21 protein-coding genes are annotated in these 26,657 nt (G+C 57.2%); 2 read left to right on the top strand and 19 right to left on the bottom strand.

Annotation, left to right across the window (positions count from 1 at the left end; genetic code table 11):
- Window positions 1-11: 11 nt before the first annotated feature.
- From OYW20_RS06680 to rpsB, 19 genes are all read right to left on the bottom strand, one after another.
- Complete coding sequence (locus OYW20_RS06680) at window positions 12-1,643, bottom strand: CTP synthase (RefSeq protein ID WP_268799926.1); 1,632 nt, start codon at window positions 1,641-1,643, stop codon at window positions 12-14.
- 267 nt (window positions 1,644-1,910) lie between these two features.
- Complete coding sequence (tilS, locus tag OYW20_RS06675) at window positions 1,911-3,248, bottom strand: tRNA lysidine(34) synthetase TilS (RefSeq protein ID WP_268799925.1); 1,338 nt, start codon at window positions 3,246-3,248, stop codon at window positions 1,911-1,913.
- A gap of 53 nt (window positions 3,249-3,301) precedes the next feature.
- Complete coding sequence (locus OYW20_RS06670) at window positions 3,302-4,249, bottom strand: acetyl-CoA carboxylase carboxyltransferase subunit alpha (RefSeq protein ID WP_268799924.1); 948 nt, start codon at window positions 4,247-4,249, stop codon at window positions 3,302-3,304.
- A 165-nt stretch (window positions 4,250-4,414) separates the two neighbouring features.
- On the bottom strand, window positions 4,415-7,936 hold the full coding sequence (gene dnaE / locus OYW20_RS06665; RefSeq protein ID WP_268799923.1) for a DNA polymerase III subunit alpha: 3,522 nt from the start codon (window positions 7,934-7,936) through the stop codon (window positions 4,415-4,417).
- A gap of 69 nt (window positions 7,937-8,005) precedes the next feature.
- Entirely contained in the window at window positions 8,006-8,647 is a 642-nt protein-coding gene (gene rnhB, locus OYW20_RS06660; protein WP_268799922.1) for a ribonuclease HII, read from the bottom strand.
- Window positions 8,648-8,658: 11 nt separating this feature from the next.
- Window positions 8,659-9,795 carry a lipid-A-disaccharide synthase gene (gene lpxB, locus OYW20_RS06655; RefSeq protein WP_408005475.1) on the bottom strand — a complete coding sequence of 379 codons (1,137 nt, stop codon included), beginning with the start codon at window positions 9,793-9,795 and terminating at the stop codon, window positions 8,659-8,661.
- Window positions 9,796-9,797: 2 nt separating this feature from the next.
- Entirely contained in the window at window positions 9,798-10,574 is a 777-nt protein-coding gene (gene lpxA / locus OYW20_RS06650) for an acyl-ACP--UDP-N-acetylglucosamine O-acyltransferase (RefSeq protein WP_268799921.1), read from the bottom strand.
- Window positions 10,571-11,011 carry a 3-hydroxyacyl-ACP dehydratase FabZ gene (fabZ, locus tag OYW20_RS06645; protein WP_268799920.1) on the bottom strand — a complete coding sequence of 147 codons (441 nt, stop codon included), beginning with the start codon at window positions 11,009-11,011 and terminating at the stop codon, window positions 10,571-10,573. Before fabZ ends, lpxA begins: the two co-directional genes overlap by 4 nt.
- Window positions 11,012-11,123: 112 nt before the next feature.
- Window positions 11,124-12,179 carry a UDP-3-O-(3-hydroxymyristoyl)glucosamine N-acyltransferase gene (gene lpxD / locus OYW20_RS06640; RefSeq protein WP_268799919.1) on the bottom strand — a complete coding sequence of 352 codons (1,056 nt, stop codon included), beginning with the start codon at window positions 12,177-12,179 and terminating at the stop codon, window positions 11,124-11,126.
- 4 nt (window positions 12,180-12,183) lie between these two features.
- Entirely contained in the window at window positions 12,184-12,687 is a 504-nt protein-coding gene (locus OYW20_RS06635; RefSeq protein ID WP_268799918.1) for an OmpH family outer membrane protein, read from the bottom strand.
- 45 nt (window positions 12,688-12,732) lie between these two features.
- The gene (gene bamA / locus OYW20_RS06630; RefSeq protein ID WP_268799917.1) at window positions 12,733-15,120 is read right to left on the bottom strand and encodes an outer membrane protein assembly factor BamA; all 2,388 of its coding nucleotides are present in this window, start codon (window positions 15,118-15,120) and stop codon (window positions 12,733-12,735) included.
- Window positions 15,121-15,196: 76 nt separating this feature from the next.
- Window positions 15,197-16,549, bottom strand: a complete 1,353-nt coding sequence (rseP, locus tag OYW20_RS06625; protein ID WP_268799916.1) for a sigma E protease regulator RseP — start codon at window positions 16,547-16,549, stop codon at window positions 15,197-15,199.
- A gap of 108 nt (window positions 16,550-16,657) precedes the next feature.
- Window positions 16,658-17,848: a 1-deoxy-D-xylulose-5-phosphate reductoisomerase gene (gene ispC, locus OYW20_RS06620; protein ID WP_268799915.1), complete on the bottom strand. Its 1,191-nt coding sequence runs from the start codon at window positions 17,846-17,848 to the stop codon at window positions 16,658-16,660.
- Complete coding sequence (locus OYW20_RS06615) at window positions 17,845-18,660, bottom strand: phosphatidate cytidylyltransferase (protein WP_268799914.1); 816 nt, start codon at window positions 18,658-18,660, stop codon at window positions 17,845-17,847. The genes ispC and OYW20_RS06615 overlap by 4 nt, the downstream gene beginning before the upstream one ends.
- Window positions 18,660-19,415 (bottom strand): polyprenyl diphosphate synthase, encoded by a 756-nt coding sequence (gene uppS / locus OYW20_RS06610; RefSeq protein WP_268799913.1) that lies wholly within the window; start codon window positions 19,413-19,415, stop codon window positions 18,660-18,662. Before uppS ends, OYW20_RS06615 begins: the two co-directional genes overlap by 1 nt.
- Window positions 19,416-19,431: 16 nt before the next feature.
- The gene (gene frr, locus OYW20_RS06605) at window positions 19,432-19,989 is read right to left on the bottom strand and encodes a ribosome recycling factor (protein WP_268799912.1); all 558 of its coding nucleotides are present in this window, start codon (window positions 19,987-19,989) and stop codon (window positions 19,432-19,434) included.
- The gene (gene pyrH, locus OYW20_RS06600) at window positions 19,986-20,729 is read right to left on the bottom strand and encodes a UMP kinase (protein ID WP_003172271.1); all 744 of its coding nucleotides are present in this window, start codon (window positions 20,727-20,729) and stop codon (window positions 19,986-19,988) included. Before pyrH ends, frr begins: the two co-directional genes overlap by 4 nt.
- Before the next feature lie 198 nt (window positions 20,730-20,927).
- Window positions 20,928-21,797, bottom strand: coding sequence for a translation elongation factor Ts (gene tsf, locus OYW20_RS06595; RefSeq protein WP_268799911.1), 870 nt, complete (start codon window positions 21,795-21,797; stop codon window positions 20,928-20,930).
- Window positions 21,798-21,986: 189 nt separating this feature from the next.
- Window positions 21,987-22,727 carry a 30S ribosomal protein S2 gene (gene rpsB / locus OYW20_RS06590; protein WP_268799910.1) on the bottom strand — a complete coding sequence of 247 codons (741 nt, stop codon included), beginning with the start codon at window positions 22,725-22,727 and terminating at the stop codon, window positions 21,987-21,989.
- Window positions 22,728-23,065: 338 nt separating this feature from the next.
- Here rpsB and map point away from each other — a divergent pair, with 338 nt between their 5' ends.
- Window positions 23,066-23,848, top strand: a complete 783-nt coding sequence (map, locus tag OYW20_RS06585; RefSeq protein WP_268799909.1) for a type I methionyl aminopeptidase — start codon at window positions 23,066-23,068, stop codon at window positions 23,846-23,848.
- Between the two features lie 69 nt (window positions 23,849-23,917).
- Window positions 23,918-26,617: a [protein-PII] uridylyltransferase gene (locus OYW20_RS06580; protein WP_268799908.1), complete on the top strand. Its 2,700-nt coding sequence runs from the start codon at window positions 23,918-23,920 to the stop codon at window positions 26,615-26,617.
- The last annotated feature ends 40 nt before the right edge of the window (window positions 26,618-26,657 follow it).

Below are 26,657 nucleotides of genomic sequence, written 5' to 3'. Positions count from 1 at the left end.
TGAGTTCCCTATCAGGCTTTCTTCTGGTGTTGAACAAGCGCTGCCTTGACGAAGCCGCTGAACAGCGGGTGACCGTCGCGTGGCGTCGAAGTGAACTCAGGGTGGAACTGGCAAGCGACGAACCATGGATGATCTGGCGCTTCGACCACTTCAACCAGTGCGCCATCGCCGGAACGACCGGAGATTTTGAGCCCGGCGTCAATCAGTTGAGGCAGCAGGTTGTTGTTCACTTCATAACGATGACGGTGACGTTCAACGATCACCTCCTTGGCGTAGCAGTCATGCACCAGAGAACCGCCTTCCAGTTGGCATTCCTGTGCACCCAGACGCATGGTGCCACCCAGATCGGAGGTTTCGGTACGGGTTTCGACAGCGCCAGTGGCGTCTTCCCATTCGGTGATCAGGCCGACGACCGGATGCGGGCTGCTGCGATCAAACTCGGTGGAGTTGGCGTCTTTCCAGCCCAGCACGTTACGCGCGAACTCGATGACCGCCACTTGCATGCCCAGGCAGATACCCAGGTACGGCACCTTGTTTTCGCGCGCAAACTGGACGGCAATGATCTTGCCTTCGACGCCTCGCAGACCGAATCCGCCAGGTACCAGAATCGCATCCACACCTTCAAGCAGGCCGGTGCCCTGGTTTTCGATATCTTCGGAGTCGATGTAGCGCAGGTTGACCTTGGTGCGGTTGGTGATACCGGCGTGACTCATCGCTTCAATCAGCGATTTGTAAGCGTCCAGCAGCTCCATGTACTTGCCGACCATGGCGATGGTGACTTCATGCTCAGGATTGAGCTTGGCGTCAACAACCGCTTCCCACTCGGACAGATCCGCGCTGGAGCATTGCAGGCCGAAGCGCTCGACAACGAAATCGTCCAGACCCTGCGAGTGCAGGATGCCTGGAATCTTGTAGATGGTGTCGGCGTCTTCCAGGGCGATAACGGCACGCTCTTCGACGTTGGTGAACTGCGCAATCTTGCGACGCGACGACATGTCGATCGGATGATCGGAACGGCAGACCAGGATGTCAGGTTGCAGGCCGATGGAGCGCAGTTCCTTGACCGAGTGCTGCGTTGGCTTGGTTTTGGTTTCACCGGCTGTAGCGATGTAAGGCACCAGTGTCAGGTGCATCAGCATCGCGCGGCGGGCGCCGACTTCGAAGCGCAACTGACGAATCGCTTCAAGGAACGGTTGCGACTCGATGTCGCCGACGGTGCCGCCGATTTCGACCAGCGCGACGTCAGCGTCGCCAGCACCTTTGATGATGCGGCGCTTGATCTCGTCGGTGATGTGCGGAATGACCTGAATGGTCGCGCCCAGATAATCACCACGGCGCTCTTTGCGCAGGACGTGTTCGTACACACGGCCAGTGGTGAAGTTGTTGTTTTGGGTCATGGTGGTGCGAATGAAGCGCTCATAGTGACCCAGGTCCAGATCGGTTTCGGCGCCGTCATGTGTGACGAACACTTCACCGTGCTGGAAAGGGCTCATGGTGCCCGGATCGACGTTGATGTACGGATCCAGCTTGAGCATGGTGACCTTAAGTCCCCTCGCCTCCAGGATGGCCGCCAATGAAGCCGAAGCAATGCCTTTCCCCAATGAAGAAACAACACCGCCCGTGACGAAGATGTAGCGCGTCATGAAAAACCCTAGAAGTCTGCGTTAAAGCGGTCAGAGCCGCCGGGGAAAGCGAAGGAAGGCCGAAGCCCCCGACGACCTGCGTGTTTTACAGTGCATTCCTGAATGTATTGCGCTGAATATTACTTACCGGTAAAGGTCTGTCGGCAGCTCGCTACATGGTTGGAATCGCCCAGTAAAGACTGGCTGGTAATCGGCAACTTTCGTCGATCCAAAAGCATCGACAGAAGCTGTATCAAGAAGGGAGCGTAGTCTACCGGAAAGGCCCTTTCAGCTCAAACTTTGGTCATTCGTCGGTGGTGTCCAGTGCAATCGCCAGTCGCCACGGGGGTCGGCGTCCAAACCAGGGAGGCTGGCGACGGCCAATAACGTCTCCCCGCGGTACAACAGCGGCAATCTGCCGCGCAGGAAAACCGGCACCCCGCCTTCGTTGAGCAGCCGTTTGAGATCCCGCCGCCCCCGCTCGGGCAGATTCATCATCTCTCCGCCTTGGCGATAGTGCACATGCAGGCCGCCACGGGGCGGCTCACCGACGAACGACAGTTGACCATTACCTGGTAACGCCAATGGGTCTTCGGCGATATCCCAGGTCTGAGTGCCACTGACATTGCGCATCCAGACACCGGACAACCACCAGATACGTCCTTGCGCGCGGTGCAACTGTCCATCCGCCAAACGCCAGATGGGACGACCATCAGGGCCTGCATCACGCAAGCTGTCCCATCCGGCCCAATGATCAGTGTCTGGCAGACGCGTTCGCCCGCCGAGCCAGTGGCGCAATGCATTGCGTTGACGCGCAGCCGACAACGCCTCAAGGGGCGCCAGCGCCAGCGAAGGGATGTTCAGCCAGTCAAATGGCGACTCCGTAGATGCATGTGCCAGATCCTCCTCAGCCAACTCCGTCAGCAACGTTTGCGCTTCGGCAAGATGGCTGGCCGTACGCGACATACTGGCCGACGCCTGGGGCCAACGCGAGATCAGCAATGGCATGACCCGATGACGCAGATAATTACGCGAAAACCGACTGTTCTCGTTGCTCGGGTCCTCCACCCAGCTCAGACCCTGCTCTCGTGCGTACGCCTCAAGACGCTCGCGCGATTCATCCAGCAAGGGTCGCAGCAGCCGACCCAGGCCCAGCTCACGCTCGAAAGGCATCGCCGCCAGCCCGCGCACCCCCGCGCCGCGCAGTAACCGAAACAACAGCGTTTCGGCCTGATCATCACGGTGCTGTGCAGTCAGTAACACCTCATCCTCCAACAAGACCTCACTGAACGCGGCGTATCGGGCTTCGCGTGCGGCTTGTTCCAGGCTGGGCCCGCTTTGCACTTCAACGGAAATGACTTGCAGCGGCACGTCCAGAATCTGACAGACACGACGACAATGCGCGGGCCAGGATTGGGCGCCAGCCTGCAAACCGTGATGAATATGGAGGGCGTGAAGCGCTGGAAGTGACTCGTGTCTGGAGAGATCAGCGAGCAGGTGCAGAAGCACGGTGGAGTCGAGACCGCCTGAGAAAGCGATTCGCCATCCGGCCGCCTCGCGCCAAGGGGACAGGCGCGAGAGCAGTCGGGCAGAGAGTTCTTTTTTAATGGAGTCCGGCTTGCTCATGCTGGAAAGACCCTGCTTAACGCTGGCCGGACGACAAAAAAGACGATTTAGGCTTAGAGGCCGTAGCTCATGAGGCGATCGTAGCGGCGAGCCAGAAGCTCATCGGCGTCGAAGCCCTTGAGCATCGCAAGCTGGCTGCTTAGCTCTTCGCGAATGGAAGCAGCGGCTTTGGCTGGGTCACGGTGCGCGCCGCCGAGCGGCTCTCCGATCACCTTGTCAACAATCCCCAGGCCCTTCAGGCGATCCGCTGTGATACCCATGGCTTCGGCGGCATCCGGCGCTTTCTCAGCGGTTTTCCAGAGAATGGAAGCGCAGCCTTCCGGCGAGATCACGGCGTACGTCGAGTACTGCAGCATGTTCAGTTGATCGCAGACACCGATGGCCAGTGCGCCACCCGAACCACCTTCACCGATCACGGTAGCGATGATTGGCGTTTTCAGGCGTGCCATCACGCGAAGGTTCCAGGCGATGGCTTCGCTCTGGTTACGCTCTTCGGCGTCGATACCGGGGTATGCGCCGGGCGTGTCGATGAACGTCAGGATCGGCATCTTGAAACGCTCGGCCATTTCCATCAGTCGGCAAGCCTTGCGGTAGCCTTCGGGGCGCGGCATACCGAAGTTGCGACGAACTTTTTCGCGCACTTCACGGCCTTTCTGATGACCGATCACCATCACTGGCTGGTCTTCCAGGCGGGCAATACCACCGACAATCGCGGCGTCGTCGGAGAAATGCCGATCGCCGTGCAATTCATCGAACTCAGTGAAGATGTGTTCGATGTAATCGAGCGTGTAAGGACGACGAGGGTGACGCGCCATGCGCGCAATCTGCCAACTGGTCAGGTTGCCGAAAATGCTTTCGGTGAGCGTGCTGCTCTTCTCTTGCAGTCGAGAGATTTCGTCGCCGATGTTCAGCGAGTTGTCATTACCAACCAGACGCAGCTCTTCGATTTTGGCTTGCAGGTCAGCGATCGGCTGTTCGAAATCCAGAAAATTCGGGTTCATAGGCATCCGTCTTGGGTCGACGGCCAAGAGGCCGGCCGGTTGATCCGTAAGCGCCATACCATAAGGGAGATGGCGCATTCAGGTCGAGATTAAAAATTCAGGGCTGAGAACAGGCGCCTTATGAACGCAGCCTTCGCGGCGGGCATTCACAGAGCACCTGTGCATTCAACGATACTGCAGGAAGACGTTCTCTCGTCCGAACTGGTCACGCAGCGCTTGAATCAAGCTGTCTGCGGGATCGATTCGCCACGCTTCGCCAAACTGCAACAACGCCTTGGCATCCAGCCCGGTGTAATCGAGCGTAATAGGGCATGCGCCACGATGCTTTTTGCACAGATCGCCCAGCCAGCGTAGCCGATCGCCCTTGAGCGACTCGCTACGAACCGTCAGGCGCAGGCTTTCGGCCAGACCTGTACGGGCTTCTTCCAGGCTCATCACGCGCTTGGCACGCAAACGCAGCCCACCGGAGAAGTCGTCCGAACTGACCTCCCCTTCCACCACCACCATCGCGTCAGTCTGCAATAACGACTGAGCGGAGTGAAAGGCCTCGGCAAACAGCGATGCTTCTATACGTCCGGAGCGGTCATCGAGGGTGATGAAACCCATCTTGTCGCCCTTTTTGTTCTTCATGACCCGCAGATTGATGATCAGACCGGCAACCGTCTGAGTATCGCGCGCAGGCTTCAAATCGACGATGCGTTGGCGGGCAAACCGCCTGATCTCGCCTTCATATTCATCAATTGGGTGACCGGTCAGGTAGAGCCCGAGTGTTTCTTTCTCACCACGCAGCCGCTCTTTGAGCGTGACTTCCTTGGCAGCGCGATGGTTTGCATACACATCGGTATCTTCTTCAACGAACAAACCGCCAAACAGGTCAGCATGGCCACTGTCATGGCTGCGTGCGGTTTGTTCGGCGGCCTGGATCGCTTCTCCCAGCGCAGCCAGCAATACCGCGCGGTTGCGATCGATGTTGGCTTGATACGGTTTTGGCTCATCGAAAAAGTACGGACCCAGACGGTCCAGTGCACCACTGCGGATCAAGCCATCAAGGGTGCGCTTGTTAACGCGCTTGAGGTCGACCCGGGCGCAGAAGTCGAACAGGTCGGTAAACGGGCCGTCCATGCGCGCTTCGGTGATCGCCTCGACCGGGCTTTCGCCCACGCCCTTGATCGCCCCGAGGCCGTACAGAATGCGACCGTCGTCGTCCACGGTGAACTTGAAGTCGGAGGTGTTCACGTCCGGAGCATCGAGGCGCAGCTTCATCGTGCGCACTTCTTCGATCAGCGTGACCACTTTGTCAGTGTTGTGCATGTCCGCCGACAACACCGCCGCCATGAACGGCGCAGGGTAATGCTTCTTTAGCCAAGCGGTCTGGTAAGACACCAGCCCGTAAGCCGCCGAGTGAGACTTGTTGAAGCCGTAACCGGCGAATTTTTCCACCAGGTCGAAAATGTTACCGGCCAGGTCAGGCTCGATATTGTTGCTCTTGCAACCATCGATGAAGCCGCCGCGCTGCTTGGCCATTTCCTCGGGTTTTTTCTTACCCATCGCACGACGAAGCATGTCCGCCTCGCCGAGGGTATAACCGGCCATCACCTGAGCGATCTGCATCACCTGTTCCTGATACAGGATGATGCCGTAGGTTGGCAGCAGTACGGGTTTGAGGCCTTCGTATTGGTAGTCGATGTGCGGGTACGACAGCTCGGCACGACCGTGTTTGCGGTTGATGAAGTCATCCACCATGCCCGACTGCAACGGCCCGGGACGAAACAGCGCCACCAGTGCGATCAAGTCTTCCAGGCAGTCGGGCTTGAGCTTTTTGATCAGCTCCTTCATGCCTCGCGACTCAAGCTGGAACACCGCAGTGGTTTCTGCTCTTTGCAGCAGTTCGTAGGTCGGCGCGTCATCCAGCGGGATGAATGCGATGTCCAGCGGCGGCTCGTTGACCTTGGCGCGGTCGCGGTTGATGGTCTTCAGCGCCCAGTCGATGATGGTCAGCGTCCGCAGGCCGAGGAAGTCGAACTTCACCAGACCTGCCGCTTCAACGTCATCCTTGTCGAACTGGGTAACGAGGCCGCCGCCCTCTTCATCGCAGTAAATGGCCGAGAAATCCGTCAGCTTGGTCGGTGCAATCACCACACCACCGGCATGCTTGCCGACGTTGCGCACAACGCCCTCAAGCTTGCGCGCCATCTCCCAGATTTCTGCCGCTTCTTCGTCAACTTTCAAAAAGTCGCGCAGGATTTCTTCCTGCTCATAAGCCTTTTCGAGGGTCATGCCCACTTCAAACGGAATCATCTTCGACAGGCGATCAGCCAGTCCGTAAGACTTGCCCTGCACACGCGCCACATCACGTACCACAGCCTTGGCGGCCATGGAGCCGAAGGTGATGATCTGACTGACCGCGTTGCGACCGTACTTTTCGGCCACGTAATCGATTACCCGATCCCGACCGTCCATGCAGAAGTCGACGTCGAAGTCGGGCATCGACACCCGCTCGGGGTTCAGGAAGCGCTCGAACAGCAGGTCATATTGCAGCGGGTCAAGGTCGGTAATCTTCTGTACGTACGCCACCAGCGAACCGGCGCCTGAGCCCCGGCCGGGCCCGACGGGCACGCCATTACTTTTGGCCCACTGGATGAAGTCCATCACGATCAGGAAGTAACCCGGGAACCCCATCTGGATGATGATATCCAGTTCGAAATTCAACCGGTCGACATACAGCTGGCGCTTTTCTTCGTAGTTGGGCGTGGTGTCTCTGGGCCACAATACCGCCAGCCGCTCTTCAAGGCCTTCAAACGAAACCTTGCGGAAATATTCATCGATGGTCATGCCATCAGGGATCGGAAAGTTAGGCAGGAACGCGGTGCCCAGCTTCACGTCGATGTTGCAGCGCTTGGCAATCTCGACGGTGTTTTCCAGTGCGTCGGGCAGGTCGCTGAACAGCTCCGTCATTTCGGCCGCGCTTTTCAGGTATTGCTGGTCACTGTAATTGTGCGAACGACGCGGATCATCAAGGGCGCGGCCCTCACCAATGCACACGCGTGTTTCGTGGGCCTCGAAATCTTCCTGCTTGATAAACCGCACATCGTTGGTGGCCACCAGCGGCGCGCCATGGCGCTCGGCCAGGGCGACCGCAGCGTGCAGGTGTTCTTCATCGTTGACGCGGGCAGTGCGCTGAACTTCGATGTAGAAGCGATCAGGAAAAACGCTCATCCACTCTTTGAGCAGCAGGTCGGCTTCAGCCGGATTACCGCCCAGCAATGCCATGCCGATCTCGCCTTCTTTGGCGGCGGAGAGCGCGATCAGGCCTTCGTTGGCCTCGGCGATCCACTGACGTTCGATCACCACCAGGCCATTGCGCTGACCATCAATGAAGCCGCGCGAGATCAGCTCGGTGAGATTGCGGTAGCCCTTGGGATTCATCACCAATAGGCTGATCCGGCTGAGCGCTGCGTCTTTGTCCCTGCCGGCAAGCCACAGATCGGCGCCGCAGATGGGCTTGATGCCGGCGCCCATCGCGGCCTTGTAGAACTTGACCAGCGAGCACATGTTGTTCTGATCGGTCACCGCCACCGCGGGCATATTCATACCGGCCAAGGCCTTGACCAGCGGTTTGACCCGGACCAGACCGTCGACCAGCGAATATTCGGTGTGCAGGCGTAGATGAACGAAAGAAGCCGGCATGGGTGATCCTATAAAGCACAGAAAACGAAGGCCGGATTGTACCGGCCTCTTACAAAAACATCAGCACGATCAATTGAACGCAAGCGGCGTGAACGAGCTAGCGATCATCACCTCACGGGCCTGATAAGCGGCTCGCACGGGTGCAAAGGAACGCCGATGAATAGGCGTGGGCCCCAGCCGCGCCAAGGCTTCCAGATGGACGGGCGTCGGATAGCCCTTGTGTCCGCCAATACCGTAGCCGGGATAAATCAGCTCCATCGCCGCCATTTCACGATCACGACTGACCTTGGCCAGAATCGACGCCGCCGCTATGGCCGGGACCTGGGCATCGCCCTGTATGACGGGCGCGCTTGGCACCGAAAGTTGCGGACAACGATTACCGTCGATCAGTGCCAGTTTAGGGGTGATGAGCAAACCTTCTACCGCTCGCTTCATCGCAAGCATCGTGGCGTGAAGGATGTTGAGCTCATCGATCTCCTCCACTTCGGCGCGTGCGATATGCCAGCACAAAGCCTTTTCGCAGATCTCGTCGAACAGCTTCTCGCGCTTGGCTTGGGTGAGCTTTTTTGAATCGTTGAGACCCAGGATGGGACGCTTGGGATCAAGAATAACGGCAGCGGTCACAACCGCGCCGCAAAGCGGGCCACGGCCCACCTCATCGACACCCGCGACCAGATCCTCGACCAGATTGAAGTCCAAACCCATTTGCATGTGACGCGTACTCATTGTGAAGGGGATGCGCCGATCAGGCTCAGTACCGCTTCGGCGGCCTGATTGGATGCATCGCGACGCAAGGTCCGGTGAATGGCGTCGAAGCCGGCCGTCTGTGCTAAGCCGTTGTCGAGCAACGGCAGCAACGTCTGGGCCAGCGAATAGGCTGTCGCCGCATCCTGCAGTAACTCGGGCACCAGCAAACGCTGCGCCAGCAAATTCGGCAGGGATACGTACGGACTTTTCACCATACGCTTGAGTACCCAGAAGGTCAGCGGTGCCAGGCGATAGGCAACCACCATCGGTCGTTTGTAAAGAAGCGCTTCGAGGGTCGCGGTGCCAGAAGCGATCAGCACAGCGTCGCAGGCGGCCAGCGCCAGATGGGACTGACCGTCGAGCAGCGTCAGCGGCAGGCTGCGACCTTCAAGCAATAGTTCAATTTGTGCGCGCCTCTGTGGACTGGCACACGGCAGGACGAAGCGAATGCCCGGGCGGGCCGTCTGCAACCGCTCGGCCGCATCGAAGAACAGCGCGCCGAGCCGGCCCACTTCGCCACCGCGACTGCCAGGCATCAGTGCAACCACGGGGCCATCGCCCAGTGCCAACTGCGCACGAGCGGCTGAACGATCGGCCTCCAGCGGAATGGTATCTGCCAAGGGATGCCCGACAAAACGCACCGGCACGCCCTTCTCTTCATAGAAGCGCGCTTCGAAGGGCAGCAACGTGAGCATCAGGTCACAGCCTTCGCGTATCTTCAGCACCCGTTTTTGCCGCCATGCCCATACCGAGGGACTTACGTAATGCACGGTTTTGATACCGGCCTGACGCAGTTTGAGCTCGATATTGAGGGTGAAGTCAGGCGCGTCGATGCCGATGAAGACGTCCGGCTTTTGATTGATGAGCGTTTCAATGAGTGCTTTACGGCGCGCGAGCAACTCTTTCAGCCGCCCCAGAACCTCCACCAGCCCCATGACGGACAAACGCTCCATCGGGAAGTATGAGGTCATCCCTTGCGCTTCCATGAGCGGACCACCGACGCCAATGAATTGCGCATCAGGATGGCGAACCTTGATCGCGCGCATCAACCCCGAGCCGAGAATGTCACCCGAGGCCTCACCGGCAACCAGCGCTATACGCAAGGCACCCATGATTAACGGGTGATGCCGCGAGTCGATGTCTTGATGGACTCGAGGAACACAGCGACTTCGGGGAATTGTGCAGCAGGACCAACAAGCTCGGCGATGGCCTGATCAACCGTCAGCCCTTTGCGATAGACGACCTTGTAGGCGCTGCGCAACGCGAGGATGGACTCTTCCGAGAAACCACGCCGGCGCATGCCTTCGAAGTTCATGCTGCGCGCCTCGGCCGGGTTGCCGAACACAGTGACGAATGCCGGTACGTCTTTACCGATAGCCGTGCCCATGCCAGAAAAGCTGTGGGCGCCGATGCGGCAATACTGATGCACCAGCGTAAAGCCCGACAGTATCGCCCAGTCGTCTACGTGGACATGCCCGGCCAATGCGGTGTTGTTAACGAGGATGCAGTTGTTGCCAATCACACTGTCATGACCGATGTGGGCATAGGCCATGATCAGGTTGTGATCGCCGAGGGTGGTTTCAGCGCGGTCTTGAATGGTGCCACGATGAATCGTCACGCCTTCGCGAATCACATTGTGATCGCCGATGACCAAACGGGTCGCCTCGCCCTTGTACTTCAAATCAGGCGTGTCCTCACCTACCGACGAAAACTGGTAAATGTGGTTGTGCTTACCGATTTTGGTAGGCCCGCGAAGGATCACATGCGGACCGATCACGGTACCCTCGCCAATTTCCACACCGGCTCCGACGATCGACCAAGGGCCGACCTCAACGTTGTCAGCCAGAATGGCTGTCGGATCGATGATTGCGCGAGGGTCAATCAAACTCATAGTTTACGTTCCGCACAGATGATTTCTGCGGAGCACACCGGCTTGCCGTCTACCGAAGCCTGGCACTCGAACTTCCAGATCTGACGCTTGCAGCTAAGGAACTTCGCTTCAAGAATCAGTTGATCGCCAGGCAGAACAGGCTGACGGAAGCGCAGCTTGTCAGAGCCCACGAAGTAGTAAAGCGTACCGTCCGCCGGCTTCACGTCGAGCATCTTGAAACCAAGAATGCCAGCCGCTTGAGCCATCGCTTCAATAATCAGAACGCCCGGCATGATTGGATGCTGAGGAAAATGGCCGTTGAAGAACGGCTCATTGATGCTGACGTTTTTGTAGGCCCGAATCCTTTTGCTCTCAACATCCAGCTCCACCACCCGGTCCACCAACAGGAACGGGTAACGGTGAGGCAGATATTCGCGAATTTCGTTGATGTCCATCATTTCGAGGGGAAGCCTGTAGTAAAGATTGGGAGTGCGCGACGGTTGCGCAGCACTCCTCTAGCAAATCAAGGAGGCAGTTTATCGGCTGTGCACGCTTGATAAGAAATAGGTATCAGCCATCAGATGAAGCTTTACCGCCTGAGGTCACTGCCTCGACAATCTTTTCTAGCTGTTGCAGACGGCGGGCCATGTCATCGAGATGCCGCATCCGCGCTGCACTCTTGCGCCATTCGGCAGCCGGCTGCATCGCCGTACCCGACGAATAGGCGCCAGGTTCGGTAATCGAACGGGTCACCATTGTCATGCCCGTAATGAAAACCCCATCACAGATCTCGATGTGCCCAACCAGACCCACACCGCCTGCCAGCATGCAGTTCTTGCCGATTTTGGAGCTGCCGGAGATGCCGACGCATGCCGCCATCGCGGTGTGGTCACCAATCTGAACGTTGTGAGCGATCTGAATCTGGTTATCCAGTTTCACGCCGTTACCGATTCGGGTGTCGTCCATGGCGCCTCGGTCGATGGCAGTGTTCACGCCAATCTCCACGTCGTCACCGATGGTTACGCCACCAATCTGGGCAATCTTGTTCCAGACGCCTTTTTCGTTGGCAAAGCCGAAGCCTTCACCTCCCAACACTGCACCGGACTGAATCACCACGCGCTGCCCTATGCGGACATCGTGATAAAGCGTCACTCGCGGGGCGAGCCAGCCACCGTCGCCGATGCAACTACGGGCGCCAATGAAGCAATGCGCGCCGATGGTCACACCCGCACCAATACGTGCAGCACTCTCAATCACGGCGAAAGCACCGACGCTCGCAGTAGGATCAACCTGGGCATCTTCAGCAACTACTGCCGTCGGATGTATTCCGGCACTGGCTTTAGGCTTTGGATCGAACAGGTGTGAAATTCGGGCATACGCCAGATACGGGTCGGCGACCAACAATGCATCGCCGGAAAAACCTTCGGCGTCAGCAGGCTTGAGCAGCACGGCTGAGGCGTGGGTCGTGGCGAGGAATTTACGGTATTGAGGATTGGCCAGAAAGCTGACCTGACCGGGGCCGGCCTCCTGCAAAGTGGCCAGCCCTGTAATGTCCTTATCCTCGGCGCCACGCAAGGTGGCTCCGAGGAACCCGGCCAACTCGCCGAGTTTGATAGTCGCGGTCATGAAGTTACTTCAGCTGGTTCATGCGCTCGATGACTTGGCGAGTGACGTCGTACTGAGGCTTGACATCAATCACAGCGCCGCGCTCGAACACCAGGTCAAATGCACCTTTCTTGATCACTTCTTCAACAGCCTGATCCAGCTTAGGCTTGAGTTGCTTGAGCATTTCGCGGTCGGCAACTGCCTTGGCTTCGTTCAGCTCCTTGGACTGGAACTGGAAATCACGGGCTTTTTGCTTGAACTCAAGCTCTAGACGCTCGCGCTCAGGCTGAGCCATCTTGTCACCGCCAGCGACCAAACGGTCCTGAATACCTTTCGCGCTGCTTTCCAGCGTTTTGAGCTTGGCCAGCTGTGGGCCGAATTTCTTCTCTGCATCAACGGCATATTTCTTCGCTGCATCAGACTCCAGCAGTGCCATTTGATAGTTCAGTACTGCGATTTTCATGTCGGCAAAGACAGGTGTGGAAATCAAAACCGCTGCCAGCAATGCCAATTGGGTCAACTTACGCACGATGTACTCCTACAGAATCCGTTGTCGTTATCGAGGGTCAGACGATTAAAAGGTCTGACCGAGAGAGAATTGGAACACCTGCGTTTCGGTATCGTTGTCCGGTTTTTTGACCGGCATCGCGAGCGCAAAACTCAGCGGACCGAGAGCAGTAATCCAGGTGACGCCAACACCGACGGAGCTCGCCATACCGGAGAGGTCCACGTTGTTGCATTTAACTTTTTCACCCGTAGAGGTGACTGTGCTCGAGCTGCAATTACTGTCGAAGACGTTACCCACGTCCCAGAACAACGAGGTACGCAGCGAGCGCTGATCTTTGATGAAGGGCAGCGGGAACAGCAACTCGACACCGCCGGTGACCAGAACGTTACCACCAAACGGCAGTGGATCTTGATCCGGGTCAGCAAGCGTCCCTTGGTTGCCGGTGACAGCGGCACCACGGCTCGGCGTACTGCGTGGACCCAGTGTGCTGTCCTTAAAACCACGTACCGAGTTGAAGCCACCGGCGTAGTAGTTTTCATAGAACGGCAGACCCGTAGTCGACCCGTAACCGTCGCCATAACCCAGCTCGGAGTGCAGCCGCAGCGTGTAGTTTGTGCTGATCGGGTGGAACAGCTGGCCACGATAATCAAGCTTATAGAACGAAAGGTCGCTGCCAGGAATCGTGGTTTCCAGCGTCAGACTCTGGGACGAACCACGGGTGGGCAAGGTGCCTTTGTTTAGGGTCGACTCAGACCAGCCTACCGATGCCTTGTAGTTCAGGTAGTTATCGCCTTCCTTGTTTACAAAGTCGAAAATCTCGTCAACGGTGTACCGACCGGTGCTGATCTCATCGTTTTGTATCGACAGGCCGAAGTTCAGACGCGACGTTTCGTTGATCGGGTAGCCCATGTTGACGCCAGCGCCCAGGCTGTTGACCGAGTAGCTTGCCACGTCGACGTCGAGGTCGTCGTAGTTGGTCTTGCGGTAGAACGCGCTGTAGCCAAGGCTCACGCCGTCTGGCGTGAAGTACGGATCGACATAGCTGAAGTTGTAGCGGGTCTGGTATTCGCTGCGGGTCAAACCAATGCTGACCTTGTTACCGGTACCCAGAAAGTTGTTCTGACTGATCGAGCCACCCAGAATCAGGCCGGCGCTCTGCGCAAAACCAACGCTGGCGGTAATCGAGCCGGACGCTTGCTCTTCTACGGCGTAGTTCACGTCAACCTGGTCATCGGTGCCCGGCACCGGTGGGGTTTCTACGTTCACTTCCTTGAAGAAGCCAAGGCGATCAAGACGGGTCTTGGACTGGTCGATGAGGTAAGTAGAAGCCCAGCCGCCTTCCATCTGGCGCATTTCGCGACGCAGGACTTCGTCAGCAGTCTTGGTGTTGCCACGGAAATTGATTCGGTTTACATACGCGCGCTTGCCTGGGTCGACAACGAACGTGATATCGACGGTGTGATCTTCATCATGGGCAGTCGGCACGCCATTGACGTTGGCGAAGGTGTAGCCTTCGTTGCCAAGACGACGGGTGATCAGCTCGGACGTGGTGGTCATGACCTTGCGAGAGAAAACCTGACCCGGCTTGACCAGCAGCAACGATTTGACCTGATCTTCAGGCACCTTGAGGTCACCGCTCAGCTTCACCGACTTGACGCTGTACTTCTCGCCTTCGTTGATATTGACGGTGATGAAGACGCTTTTCTTGTCTGGCGTGATGGACACCTGAGTCGAGGCGATATCCATATTGATATAGCCGCGATCAAGGTAGTACGAACGCAGACGCTCAAGGTCACCCGAAAGCTTCTCGCGGGCATACTTGTCATCGTTCTTGAAGAATGAGAGCCAGTTAGTGGTTTTCAGCTCGAACAGGTCGATCAGGTCCTCATCAGGGAAGACGTTGTTACCCACCACGTTGATGTGCTGGATCGCCGCTACGGCGCCTTCATTGATGTTGATCTTGAGGCCAACGCGGTTACGTGGCTGGGGAACGACCTCGGTCGCCACCTCCGCAGAATAACGACCCTGCGCGACATACTGGCGCTGGAGTTCGTTACGCACGCCCTCCAGGGTCGCACGCTGGAAGATTTCGCCTTCTGCCAAGCCCGACTGCTTGAGTCCCTTCATCAGGTCCTCAGTGGTAATTGCCTTGTTCCCGTCGATTTCGATACTCGCAACGGAAGGACGCTCGACCACAGTGATGACCAGGACGTTACCGTCACGGCCTAACTGGATGTCCTGGAAGAATCCGGTTTTGAACAGCGCACGAGTAGCGTCAACCAGACGCGAATCGTCCGCCTGTTCGCCCACGTTCAACGGCAACGCACCGAAGACACTGCCAGCGGAAACCCGCTGCAGGCCGTTGACACGGATATCGGAGATAGTGAAGGACTCGGCGTGAACTTCGGCGATCATCAGTACGGCAAGAACCGCAGTTAGCAGCAGACGTTTCATGAAGTCCTTTCTTATTCCAACTGGCAATAAACAAACTGCCGCAAAATGCGGCAGATTCACAATTCGGTGTAGCGTTTTACAGTCGTCCCAGATCGTTGACCAGTGCGAGTAGCATCACTCCCACCACAAGGCTGATACCGATCTGAATGCCCCAGCCCTGCACTTTCTCCGAGAGGGGGCGACCACGTACCCACTCGACCAGATAGAACAACAGATGGCCCCCGTCCAGCACCGGAATGGGCAGCAAATTGAGAACCCCCAGGCTTATGCTCAGATAAGCAAGGAAATTCAAGAAGTCACCAATACCCGACTGGGCCGAAGCGCCCGCCACTTTAGCAATGGTTATCGGTCCGCTCAAGTTTTTTACGGACAGCTCGCCGAACAACATTTTTCTGAGCGAATCGAGCGTCAGAACACTCATGGTCCAGGTACGGCGCGCGCCCTCTGCAACGGCGGCTACCGGACCATAACTGACCTCACGGAGCATTTCCGGCGGCCAGTCTACACCTTTGACGCCTGCACCCAGATAACCTGTCGCGGCCTCGCCCTCGCCATGCGCGGCGAGAGTCACAGGTATGTCGATTTGCGCACCGTCACGCTCTACACGCAACGAAATTTTGGTTTCAGGACGAACACGAACCTGATCAACCAGTTGCTGCCACTCGTCGACCGGCTGGCCATCCAGTGCCAGCAAACGATCGCCGGTCCTCAGGCCGGCCGCCTGCGCCGGACCTTTGGCATCCAGCTCAGCCAGCACGGGCGGCAATGCTGGCCGCCAGGGACGAATCCCCAGCGAGCGAATCGGATCAGGCTCCTCGGCGCCTTTGAGCCAATCATTCAATACCAACTGATGAGAAGACTGTGCCGTGGAGTTCTGGTCAATCACCTTCAGCGCAATAGAGCCGGTCTCGCCAAGGCGCCTTACCAGCTGCAAGTTGACCGCAGCCCAGCCAGAGGTCGCTTCGCCGTCGACCGAGACAATTTCCTGCCCCTCCGTCAACCCGGCCTTCTGCGCGATGCTGCCAGCTTCGACTGCTCCAATGATTGGCCGCACTTGCTGGCTGCCCATCATGGCGAGTACCCAAAAAAATACAATCGCCAGCAGAAAATTGGCGACCGGACCTGCAATCACAATGGCGATGCGCTGATAAACCGACTTTCGGTTAAACGACTGATCTGCTAGTTCAGGGGGCACGTCACCCTCACGCTCGTCGAGCATCTTGACGTAGCCGCCTAACGGGATAGCCGCAACGACAAACTCTGTTCCCTTGCGATCATGCCAGCGAATCAGCGGCATTCCGAAGCCGACCGAAAACCGCAAGACTTTGACGCCACACCGCCGAGCCACCCAAAAATGGCCAAACTCGTGAAAGGTCACCAGCACGCCCAATGCAACCAGGGTACCGACAATCATGTAGAGCGCGCTCATTGCTGTTCTCCAGTTACCGGTTTATCGAAGCGTCCGAACGCTATACTCACCAGGGCGTCGAGCATGTTTATGCTCACCAATTGGGCCAGGTCTGGCCGCGCGCTCTGCTTAGCGCCCATGCTTAACGAGCCATTGCTCAGCGAGCGAACGGGCTTTGGCATCGACGGCAAATACGGCTTCCAGCCCATCCATGGCAACCACAGGCTCTTGATTCAGCACTTCGCCGATCATACTCGCGATTTCTGGATAGCCAATCCGCCTGTCCAGAAATGCCGCCACTGCGATTTCGTTGACCGCATTAAGCATCGCAGGCGCACTGTCGCCCGTTTCTGCAGCTTGCCGCGCCAAGCGCAGGCATGGGAAGCGCAGTTCGTCAGGCGCATGAAAATCCAGACGCGCGATCGAGAACAAATCCAGCGGAGCAACACCCGAATCGATACGCTCCGGCCACGCCAGGGCATGGGCAATTGGTGTGCGCATGTCAGGGTTGCCAAGTTGAGCCAGCACCGATCCATCCACGTAATCCACCAAGGAGTGGATAACACTTTGCGGATGAATGACCACTTCTACTTGCGACGGCCTCGCATCAAACAACCAGCAGGCTTCGATCAACTCGAGGCCTTTGTTCATCATGCTTGCCGAATCGACAGAAATTTTGCGACCCATTGACCAGTTCGGGTGCGCGCAGGCTTGCTCTGGCGATACGCCGGCCAGTTCGGCGAGGGGCGTTTCGCGAAACGGACCACCCGAAGCCGTCAACAGAATGCGACGCACGCCAACAGCACCCAAGCCGTCGGCATAGTGGCCGGGGAGGCATTGAAAAATAGCATTGTGTTCGCTGTCGATTGGCAACAGCACCGCGCCGCTGCGGCGCACCGCCTGCATGAACAGCGCACCAGACATCACCAACGCTTCCTTGTTGGCCAAGAGCACCTTTTTACCAGCCTCGACCGCCGCAAGTGTCGGCCGTAAGCCGGCGGCCCCGACGATGGCGGCCATCACTGTATCAACCTGGGAATGAGCCGAAACCTCGCTCAGACCGCCCTCCCCCACCAATACGCGAGTGGCCAGCCCCGCAGCTGACAAGTCCGCCTGTAACGTCCGGGCAGCCCCATCGGTGGGTACAACCGCAAACTGCGGGTTGTGACGCACACACAGCGCGAGCAATTCGGCGAGACGACTGAAACCGGTCAGCGCGAAGACCTGATAACGCGAGGGATGCCGCGCGATGACATCCAGCGTGCTCAAACCTATCGACCCTGTTGCACCCAGAACAGTGATCTGTTGAGGCGTAGTCACATCACGCCCCAATCAGCAGCCCAGAGCAGCAAGGCAAAGATCGGAATGGCGGCCGTAAGACTGTCGATACGATCAAGCACGCCACCATGCCCGGGGAGCAGGTTGCTGCTGTCCTTGATACCGGATTTGCGCTTGAACATGCTCTCCGTCAAATCGCCGACCACGGAAATCAGCACAACGATGGCTGCAGCGATCATCGAAAAAAAGAATTGGGAGAAAGACCAGTCTCGGAAGACACCCACCGCGGCAGTGATCAAAAGGCTGGCAACCAGCCCGCCGTACAACCCTTCCCAACTCTTCCCTGGGCTCACCTTGGGCGCAAGCTTGCGTTTGCCAAAGGCTTTTCCAGAGAAATAGGCACCAATGTCGGCACCCCAGACCAGCACCATGACTGAAAGGATCAACCAGTTACCCAGCGGCCATTGCTTGATCAGGATCAAACCCTGCCATGCGGGCAAGAGAATCAGCAGGCCAATCACCAGCTTGCAGACGGCGCTGGACCAATGTTCACTGGAGTCGGGGTAAGTAAGCACGAGCCAGGTTGCGACCAGCCACCAGAGCAACGCCGCCACAAGGATCCAGGGCGCCAGGCCTGGCACCAGATAAAGAATAAAAAGCAGAACAGCGACTACCACCGAGTATAGAACCCGGGATGACTGGGCCTCGAAACCGGCCAGACGCGCCCATTCCCATGCGCCCAGCGTCACCACCACGCCGATGAACAAAGCAAAACTGCCGCCCGACAGCAGGAAAAACCCGCAAAGGGCAATTGGCAGCAAAATCAGCGCTGTGATGATCCGTTGTTTCAGCATTAAGCTCGCGCTCCAGCTTCTACCTGCTCGCTGGTTTTCCCAAAGCGGCGTTGGCGCAAAGCAAAATCAGCCAGCGCTTTGCGCATGGCGTCGTGTTTGAAGTCCGGCCAGAAGAGGTCGGAGAAGTAAAGCTCGGCGTAGGCCAGCTGCCATAGCAGGAAGTTGCTGATGCGGTGTTCGCCACCCGTACGAATGCAGAGGTCCGGGAGGGGCAGGTCACCGGTCGCCAGACATGTCTGCAACAACTCTGGCGTGATGTCTTCGGGACGCAGGTGCCCCGCCTGAACTTCACGCGCCAGCCGCTGCGCCGCTTGAGCGATATCCCACTGTCCACCGTAGTTGGCGGCGATCTGCAACACAAACCGGCTATTGCCCGCCGTACGCGCTTCCGCCTCCCGGATTGCGGACTGCAATTCAGGATGGAAACGCGAGCGGTCGCCAATGATGCGCAAACTGATGCCGTTGTCGTTCAGCCGCTTGGTCTCCCGACGCAATGCGGTGAAAAACAGCTCCATCAACGCACCGACCTCTTCGGCCGGGCGCTGCCAGTTTTCACTGGAAAAGGCGAACAACGTCAACACCTCGACCTTGGCCTCGGCACATACCTCGATAACAGCCCTGACGGCATCCACGCCTGCCTTGTGACCGGCAACACCCGGCAGCAGGCGCTTCTTCGCCCAACGATTATTTCCGTCCATGATGATCGCAACGTGGCGTGGCACCGCAGACGGTTCAGACAGCTTTGTCTTTTGCATGAAAGCTTCCGGACCTTTATACGGCCATCAGGTCTGCTTCTTTCGTTTTGGTAGCCGAATCGATGTCAGCCTCGGCCTTGTCGGTCAGCTTCTGGATATCGGCAGCGCCACGACGCTCTTCGTCTTCACTGATTTCCTTGTCCTTGACCAGCTTTTTCAGGTCACCCAACGCATCGCGACGGATGTTGCGCACAGCAACCCGTGCATCTTCTGCTGCGCTTCGGGCCTGCTTGGTGAAGCCCTTACGGGTTTCTTCGGTCAGTGCTGGCATGGAGATCAGTAACAACTCGCCGAGATTGGTCGGGTTGAGGTTCAGGCCGGCGCTCTGGATCGCCTTGTCAACAGCGCCGAGCATGTTGCGCTCGAAGGCCACGACTTGCAGCGTGCGCGAGTCTTTTACGGTGATGTTGGCCACCTGGGTGATCGACGTGTCTGTGCCGTAGTACGGCACCATCACACTGCCCAGGATGCTTGGGTGCGCCTTGCCGGTACGGATTTGACCAAATGCATGGTTCAGGGATTCGAGGGATTTCTGCATGCGCTCTTGAGCGTCTTTTTTGATGTCATTGATCATTGTTGGCCTTCCTCGATCAGGGTGCCTTCAGCGCCGCCATGCACGATGTTCAGCAGTGCGCCGGGCTTGTTCATATTAAATACACGCAACGGCATCTTGTGGTCGCGGCACAGGCAAATCGCCGTCAAATCCATTACACCCAGTTTGCGATCCAGCACTTCATCGTAAGTCAGATGATCGAACTTCTCGGCGTGGGGGTCTTTGAACGGGTCAGCAGTGTACACGCCATCCACCTTGGTCGCTTTGAGCACGACATCGGCGTCGATTTCGATTGCGCGCAGACATGCCGCAGAATCGGTCGTGAAAAAAGGATTGCCAGTGCCAGCGGCGAAAATTACCACTTCTTTGGCATTCAGATGACGCATGGCTTTGCGGCGATCGTAGTGATCGGTCACGCCCACCATGGAGATAGCCGACATGACGATTGCCGAAATATTTGCACGCTCAAGCGCGTCGCGCATCGCGAGCGCATTCATGACCGTTGCCAGCATCCCCATGTGATCACCGGTGACGCGGTCCATCCCGGCAGCACTGAGCGCTGCGCCGCGAAACAGATTACCGCCCCCGATCACCAGACCGACCTGGACGCCTATTCCAACCAACTGACCGACTTCAAGCGCCATGCGATCCAGCACTTTAGGATCGATACCGAACTCTTCGGACCCCATCAGGGCCTCGCCGCTAAGCTTGAGTAGAATGCGTTTATAGCGAGCTTGATAACCACTGCCCTGCTGAGCCATTGCGAATCTCTCCTGCGGCGTTTAAAAAAAATCTATGTTTGCGAGCTGATTTTCAGTCTGCGCTAACTCTAGGCTACAACGTCAGGAAAATGCAGCCTTGCAAGCCACTACCTGAAAAACAAAGTCTTCATGCCGCTTTGACAAAGAGGCTGCGCGCGTGAGCGGGCAGCCTCTTAGGGGCGACAGTTGGAAACCGTCTTACTTCTTGCTTGCAGCTACTTGAGCAGCGACTTCTTCAGCGAAGTTGTCGACTGGCTTCTCGATGCCATCACCTACTTTGAAGTAAGTGAAGGAAACGATTTCGGCGCCAGCTTTCTTGGCCAGCTCACCGACCTTGACTTCAGGATTTTTGACGAATGCCTGCTCAACAAGGCTGGCTTCAGCCAGGAACTTGGTGATACGACCGGCAACCATCTTCTCGACGATTTCGGCTGGCTTGCCTTTGATCTTGTCTTCGTTCAGCTGCATGAAGACACCCTTCTCGCGCTCGATCGCTTCGGCCGAAACTTCCGAAGCCAACAGGAACTCAGGGTTGCTGGCTGCAACGTGCATCGCGATGTCTTTGGCCAGATCAGCGTCGCCGCCTTTGAGAACTACAACCACGCCGATCTTGTTGCCATGCAGGTAAGCGTTGACCACGTCACCTTCGATGCTCGCCAGGCGACGAATGTTGACGTTTTCACCCACCTTTGCAATCAGAGCAGTACGCTCGTTTTCTTGCGCTTCGATCAACGGAGCAGCATCAGCCATGTTTTCAGCGAAGGCTTTTTCCAGGCTGTTGTTGACGAAGGTTTTAAAGTCTTCCTGCAAAGCCAGGAAGTCAGTCTGCGAGTTGACTTCGATAATGGTAGCGCGCTTGCCATCTTCGCCAACCTTGACGCCGATAGCGCCTTCAGCAGCAACGTTACCTGCTTTTTTAGCTGCCTTGATTGCGCCCGAAGCACGCATGTCATCAATGGCTTTCTCGATGTCGCCGTCAGCCTTGGTCAAGGCTTTCTTGCAATCCATCATGCCTTCGCCGGTACGCTCGCGCAGTTCTTTGACCAACGCTGCAGTAATCTCTGCCATTTCAAAATCCTCTTTGGATAGGTCTTCAACCATTCCACTCGCCAGAGCGAGCGTTCAAATTCTTGAAAATCCATGCTGACAGCTGCACATGACTGTTAGGCCGATGGCACCACCAGAAGGTTTTCGAGGTGGCAAAAAGGGGGCAGAGCCCCCTTTTTGCGTGCCAAGTAGACGCTAGGCGTCAGCTACTCAGCCTTCAACTGCCACTGCTGGAGCTTCTTCGACGAATACGTCGGTGCCGCCAGCAACGTTGTTGCGACCACGGATAACAGCGTCAGCCATCGAACCCATGTACAACTGGATAGCGCGGATTGCGTCATCGTTGCCGGGGATGATGTAGTCAACGCCTTCAGGGCTGCTGTTGGTGTCGACTACGCCGATGACCGGGATACCCAGCTTGTTGGCTTCGGTGATCGCGATGCGCTCGTGATCAACGTCGATAACGAACAGTGCGTCTGGCAGACCGCCCATGTCCTTGATACCACCCAGACTACGATCCAGCTTTTCCAGATCGCGAGTGCGCATCAGCGCCTCTTTCTTGGTCAGCTTGGCGAAAGTACCGTCTTCCGACTGAATTTCAAGATCACGCAGACGCTTGATGGAAGCGCGGATGGTCTTGAAGTTGGTCAGCATGCCACCCAACCAGCGATGATCGACGTACGGCGAGTTGCAGCGTGCTGCTTCTTCCGCAACGATCTTGCCGGCGGAACGCTTGGTGCCGACGAACAGAATCTTGTTTTTGCCCTGAGCAAGGCGCTCAACGAAAGTCAGAGCTTCGTTGAACATAGGCAGGGTTTTTTCAAGGTTGATGATGTGAATCTTGTTACGCGCGCCGAAAATGTACTTACCCATTTTCGGATTCCAGTAACGGGTTTGGTGACCGAAGTGCACACCGGCCTTCAGCATATCGCGCATATTGACTTGGGACATGATAGTTCCTTGATAAGTCGGGTTAGGCCTCCACGTATCCCAATGACCAACCAACGGCTCGAGCCGAGGGCACCCAGGTCATCGTGTCGACACGTGTGTGGGTTTAGGCTTCCGGAGACGGACCCCGGAAAGCGGCGCATTTTATATCATAAAAGCCCTGATAACAAAACCCGAAATAAGCGCCTGTTTCTACGGCCGTTTTTGCCATTGCGCGGCGCCGAATCGGAAGGCTCGTGCATCTTCTATATAGAGCCGGATGATAACCGCCCCTCCGTCGGTCTGATAGAATCGCGTTTTTCCGTATCAAGTTGCGCCATTTTGCGCCCAGAGAGCCTTGTATGACTGTCACCATCAAAACCCCTGAAGACATCGAGAAGATGCGTATCGCCGGCCGTCTGGCCGCCGACGTACTGGAAATGATCGGTGCGCATGTCAAGCCCGGTGTCACCACGGACGAACTGGACCGTCTCTGCCACGATTTCATCGTCAACGAGCAGAAAGCCATTCCCGCTCCCCTGAATTACAAGGGTTTCCCGAAGTCGATCTGCACCTCGATCAATCAGGTGGTGTGCCACGGCATTCCTAATGAAAAGCCGCTCAAAGAAGGTGACGTCTTGAACATCGACGTGACCGTCATCAAGGACGGCTACCACGGCGACACCAGCAAGATGTTCCACGTGGGCAAGGTGCCCGAGTGGGCAGAACGCCTGTCGCAGATCACTCAGGAATGCCTGTACAAAGGCATCGAGTTGGTCAAGCCGGGCGCTCATCTGGGTGACATCGGTGAAGTTATCCAGAAGCACGCCGAGAAGAACGGCTTTTCCGTGGTTCGCGAATACTGCGGCCATGGCATCGGAAAGGTGTTCCATGAGGAGCCACAAGTCCTGCACTACGGCAAAGCCGGCACGGGCCTGGAACTCAAGGAAGGCATGACCTTTACGATTGAGCCAATGATCAACCAGGGCAAGGCTGAAACCCGCTTGCTCGGTGATGGCTGGACAGCGATCACCAAGGACCGCAAGCTGTCAGCGCAGTGGGAGCACACCATTCTTGTCACTGCCAGCGGCTACGAAATCTTCACGCTTCGCAGTGATGACACCATTTCGCGCACGTCGGCCTGATGCGCGGCCTGCACTGACATAATGATGTTCGGCCCGATATCACCTTTTATATAGAAGGAAAGCAATTCGATGCCGCAGGTGGATCCAGATTTGTTTGATCGCGGCCAGTTTCAGGCCGAGCTGGCGCTGAAGGCGAGCCCCATCGCTGCCTTCAAGAAAGCCATCCGTCAGGCGCGCGAAGTGCTTGATGGTCGCTTCAAATCAGGACGCGACATACGCCGGCTGATCGAGGATCGCGCCTGGTTTGTCGACAACATCCTGCAAAAGGCCTGGGATCATTTCGACTGGAGTGAAGACGCCGATATCGCACTGCTGGCGGTCGGGGGGTATGGCCGTGGCGAACTGCACCCGTACTCCGACATCGACCTGCTGATCCTGCTGGACAGCGCGGATCACGAAGTTTTCCGTGAGCCCATCGAGCGTTTTCTGACACTGCTGTGGGACATCGGGCTGGAGGTTGGCCAAAGCGTTCGCTCAGTTGATGAATGCGCCATTGAAGCGCGCGCCGACCTCACCGTAATTACCAACCTGATGGAAAGCCGGACCATCGCGGGCCCCGAGCGACTGCGCCAGCGCATGCTGGAAGTCACCAGCCCGAGCAAGATGTGGCCGAGCAAAGAATTTTTTCTGGCCAAACGCGCCGAGCAGAAAAACCGTCATCACAAATACAACGATACCGAATACAACCTCGAACCCAATGTGAAGGGCTCGCCGGGCGGTCTTCGCGATATCCAGACCATCCTGTGGGTGGCGCGTCGTCAATACGGCACGTTGAACCTGCACGCTCTGGCCGGCGAAGGCTTTTTGCTGGAGAGCGAAAACAACCTGCTGGCCTCTTCCCAGGAGTTTCTGTGGAAGGTGCGTTACGCCCTGCATATGCTCGCGGGCCGCTCTGAAGACAGGTTGCTGTTCGACCACCAGAGCACTATCGCGCGCTTGCTGGGCTATCAGGACAGCGACGCGAAGCTGGCCATCGAACGCTTCATGCAGAAATATTACCGGGTGGTCATGAGCATTGCCCAGGTAAGCGACCTGATCATCCAGCACTTCGAGGAAGTTATTTTCTCGGACGACGAAAACACCCTCACCGAATCGATCAATTCGCGCTTCCAGCTCCACGACGGTTACATCGAAGCCACTCACCCGGATGTCTTCAAACGTACGCCGTTCGCAATGCTGGAGATTTTCGTGCTGATGGCTCAGCGTCCGGAAATCAAAGGGGTTCGCGCCGACACCATTCGCCTGCTGCGCGAACACCGTCATTTGATCAACGACGATTTTCGCAACGACATTCGCAATACCAGCCTGTTTATCGAGCTGTTCAAATGCGAAATCGGCATCCACCGCAACCTGCGCCGGATGAACCGCTACGGCATTCTCGGCCTGTACCTGCCTGAGTTCGGCCATATCGTGGGGCAGATGCAACACGACCTGTTCCACATCTATACGGTCGACGCCCACACGCTGAACCTCATCAAACACCTGCGCAAACTGCAGTACACGCAAGTGTCGGAAAAATTTCCGCTGGCCAGCAAGATCATGGGCAAGCTGCCCAAGCCTGAGCTGATTTACCTCGCCGGGCTTTATCACGACATCGGCAAAGGCCGTGGTGGTGATCACTCGGAATTGGGCGCCATCGACGCCGAAGCATTCGGCGCGCGCCATCAACTGCCCAAATGGGACACCCACCTGATTGTCTGGCTGGTGCAGAACCACTTGGTGATGTCCACCACGGCCCAGCGAAAAGACTTGTCCGACCCGCAAGTGATCCATGATTTCGCGCAGTTCGTGGGGGACGAAGTGCATCTGGACTACCTCTATGTGCTGACAGTCGCCGACATCAACGCGACCAATCCCACGCTATGGAATTCATGGCGCGCCAGCCTTTTGCGCCAGCTATATACCGAAACCAAGCGTGCGTTGCGCCGCGGCCTGGAGAATCCAGTTGATCGCGAAGAACAGATCCGTCGCACGCAAACGGCCGCGCTGGATATTCTGGTGCGCAACGGCACTGACCCGGACGACGTCGAGCAACTCTGGTCGCAGTTGGGCGATGACTACTTTTTGCGCCATACCGCAGGCGACGTGGCGTGGCACAGCGACGCGATCCTGCAGCAGCCTGCCGATGGCGGGCCGCTGGTATTGATCAAGGAAACCACCTATCGCGAATTCGAGGGCGGCACGCAGATCTTCATCTACGCGCCGGACCAACACGATTTCTTTGCGGTAACCGTAGCTGCGATGGATCAGTTGAACCTGAACATTCACGACGCGCGAGTTATCACGTCAAGTAGCCAGTTCACCCTCGATACGTACATCGTGCTCGACAGTGAAGGCGGTTCCATTGGCGATAATCCTCAGCGCATCAAGGACATTCGCGAAGGTTTGACGGACGCACTGCGCAACCCCGACGACTACCCGACGATCATCAAACGCCGCGTGCCGCGCCAGCTCAAACATTTCGCTTTCGCACCCCAGGTGACGATTTCCAACGACGCGCAGCGTCCTGTCACGCTGCTAGAGCTCAGCGCTCCGGACCGTCCGGGGTTGCTGGCACGGATTGGCAAGATATTCCTGGAGTTCGACCTGTCGCTGCAAAACGCCAAGATCGCCACGTTGGGCGAGCGCGTCGAGGACGTGTTCTTCATTACCGACGAGAACAATCAGCCGCTGTCCGACCCTCAGTTGTGCATGCGATTGCAGGCTGCCATCGTGGAGCAGCTCAGCGTCAATCAAGAGCCCGTGAGCGAGCTGCATATCAGCATTTAACCACCTGAAAAATTCGATTCAATGGCGCCCGCCGTGCGTG

The sequence above is a fragment of the Pseudomonas sp. BSw22131 genome (genome assembly GCF_026810445.1).
Taxonomy (GTDB): domain Bacteria; phylum Pseudomonadota; class Gammaproteobacteria; order Pseudomonadales; family Pseudomonadaceae; genus Aquipseudomonas; species Aquipseudomonas huanghezhanensis.
Note: the sequence above shows the minus strand (reverse complement) of the source record. Positions and strands in the feature narration are given on the sequence as shown.

What these genes read in the sequence shown, in the direction of transcription:
- map (WP_268799909.1), top strand. Translation starts at nt 23,066, where the DNA reads ATGACTGTCACCATCAAAACCCCTGAAGACATCGAGAAGATGCGTATC.
- uppS (WP_268799913.1), bottom strand. Translation starts at nt 19,415, where the DNA reads ATGCAAAAGACAAAGCTGTCTGAACCGTCTGCGGTGCCACGCCACGTT.
- OYW20_RS06580 (WP_268799908.1), top strand. Translation starts at nt 23,918, where the DNA reads ATGCCGCAGGTGGATCCAGATTTGTTTGATCGCGGCCAGTTTCAGGCC.
- fabZ (WP_268799920.1), bottom strand. Translation starts at nt 11,011, where the DNA reads ATGATGGACATCAACGAAATTCGCGAATATCTGCCTCACCGTTACCCG.
- OYW20_RS06615 (WP_268799914.1), bottom strand. Translation starts at nt 18,660, where the DNA reads ATGCTGAAACAACGGATCATCACAGCGCTGATTTTGCTGCCAATTGCC.
- lpxB (WP_408005475.1), bottom strand. Translation starts at nt 9,795, where the DNA reads ATGGGTGCCTTGCGTATAGCGCTGGTTGCCGGTGAGGCCTCGGGTGAC.
- bamA (WP_268799917.1), bottom strand. Translation starts at nt 15,120, where the DNA reads ATGAAACGTCTGCTGCTAACTGCGGTTCTTGCCGTACTGATGATCGCC.
- pyrH (WP_003172271.1), bottom strand. Translation starts at nt 20,729, where the DNA reads ATGGCTCAGCAGGGCAGTGGTTATCAAGCTCGCTATAAACGCATTCTA.
- rseP (WP_268799916.1), bottom strand. Translation starts at nt 16,549, where the DNA reads ATGAGCGCGCTCTACATGATTGTCGGTACCCTGGTTGCATTGGGCGTG.
- OYW20_RS06680 (WP_268799926.1), bottom strand. Translation starts at nt 1,643, where the DNA reads ATGACGCGCTACATCTTCGTCACGGGCGGTGTTGTTTCTTCATTGGGG.
- frr (WP_268799912.1), bottom strand. Translation starts at nt 19,989, where the DNA reads ATGATCAATGACATCAAAAAAGACGCTCAAGAGCGCATGCAGAAATCC.
- tsf (WP_268799911.1), bottom strand. Translation starts at nt 21,797, where the DNA reads ATGGCAGAGATTACTGCAGCGTTGGTCAAAGAACTGCGCGAGCGTACC.
- dnaE (WP_268799923.1), bottom strand. Translation starts at nt 7,936, where the DNA reads ATGCCGGCTTCTTTCGTTCATCTACGCCTGCACACCGAATATTCGCTG.
- OYW20_RS06670 (WP_268799924.1), bottom strand. Translation starts at nt 4,249, where the DNA reads ATGAACCCGAATTTTCTGGATTTCGAACAGCCGATCGCTGACCTGCAA.
- rpsB (WP_268799910.1), bottom strand. Translation starts at nt 22,727, where the DNA reads ATGTCCCAAGTCAATATGCGCGATATGCTGAAGGCCGGTGTGCACTTC.
- lpxD (WP_268799919.1), bottom strand. Translation starts at nt 12,179, where the DNA reads ATGACCGCGACTATCAAACTCGGCGAGTTGGCCGGGTTCCTCGGAGCC.
- tilS (WP_268799925.1), bottom strand. Translation starts at nt 3,248, where the DNA reads ATGAGCAAGCCGGACTCCATTAAAAAAGAACTCTCTGCCCGACTGCTC.
- rnhB (WP_268799922.1), bottom strand. Translation starts at nt 8,647, where the DNA reads ATGCAAATGGGTTTGGACTTCAATCTGGTCGAGGATCTGGTCGCGGGT.
- lpxA (WP_268799921.1), bottom strand. Translation starts at nt 10,574, where the DNA reads ATGAGTTTGATTGACCCTCGCGCAATCATCGATCCGACAGCCATTCTG.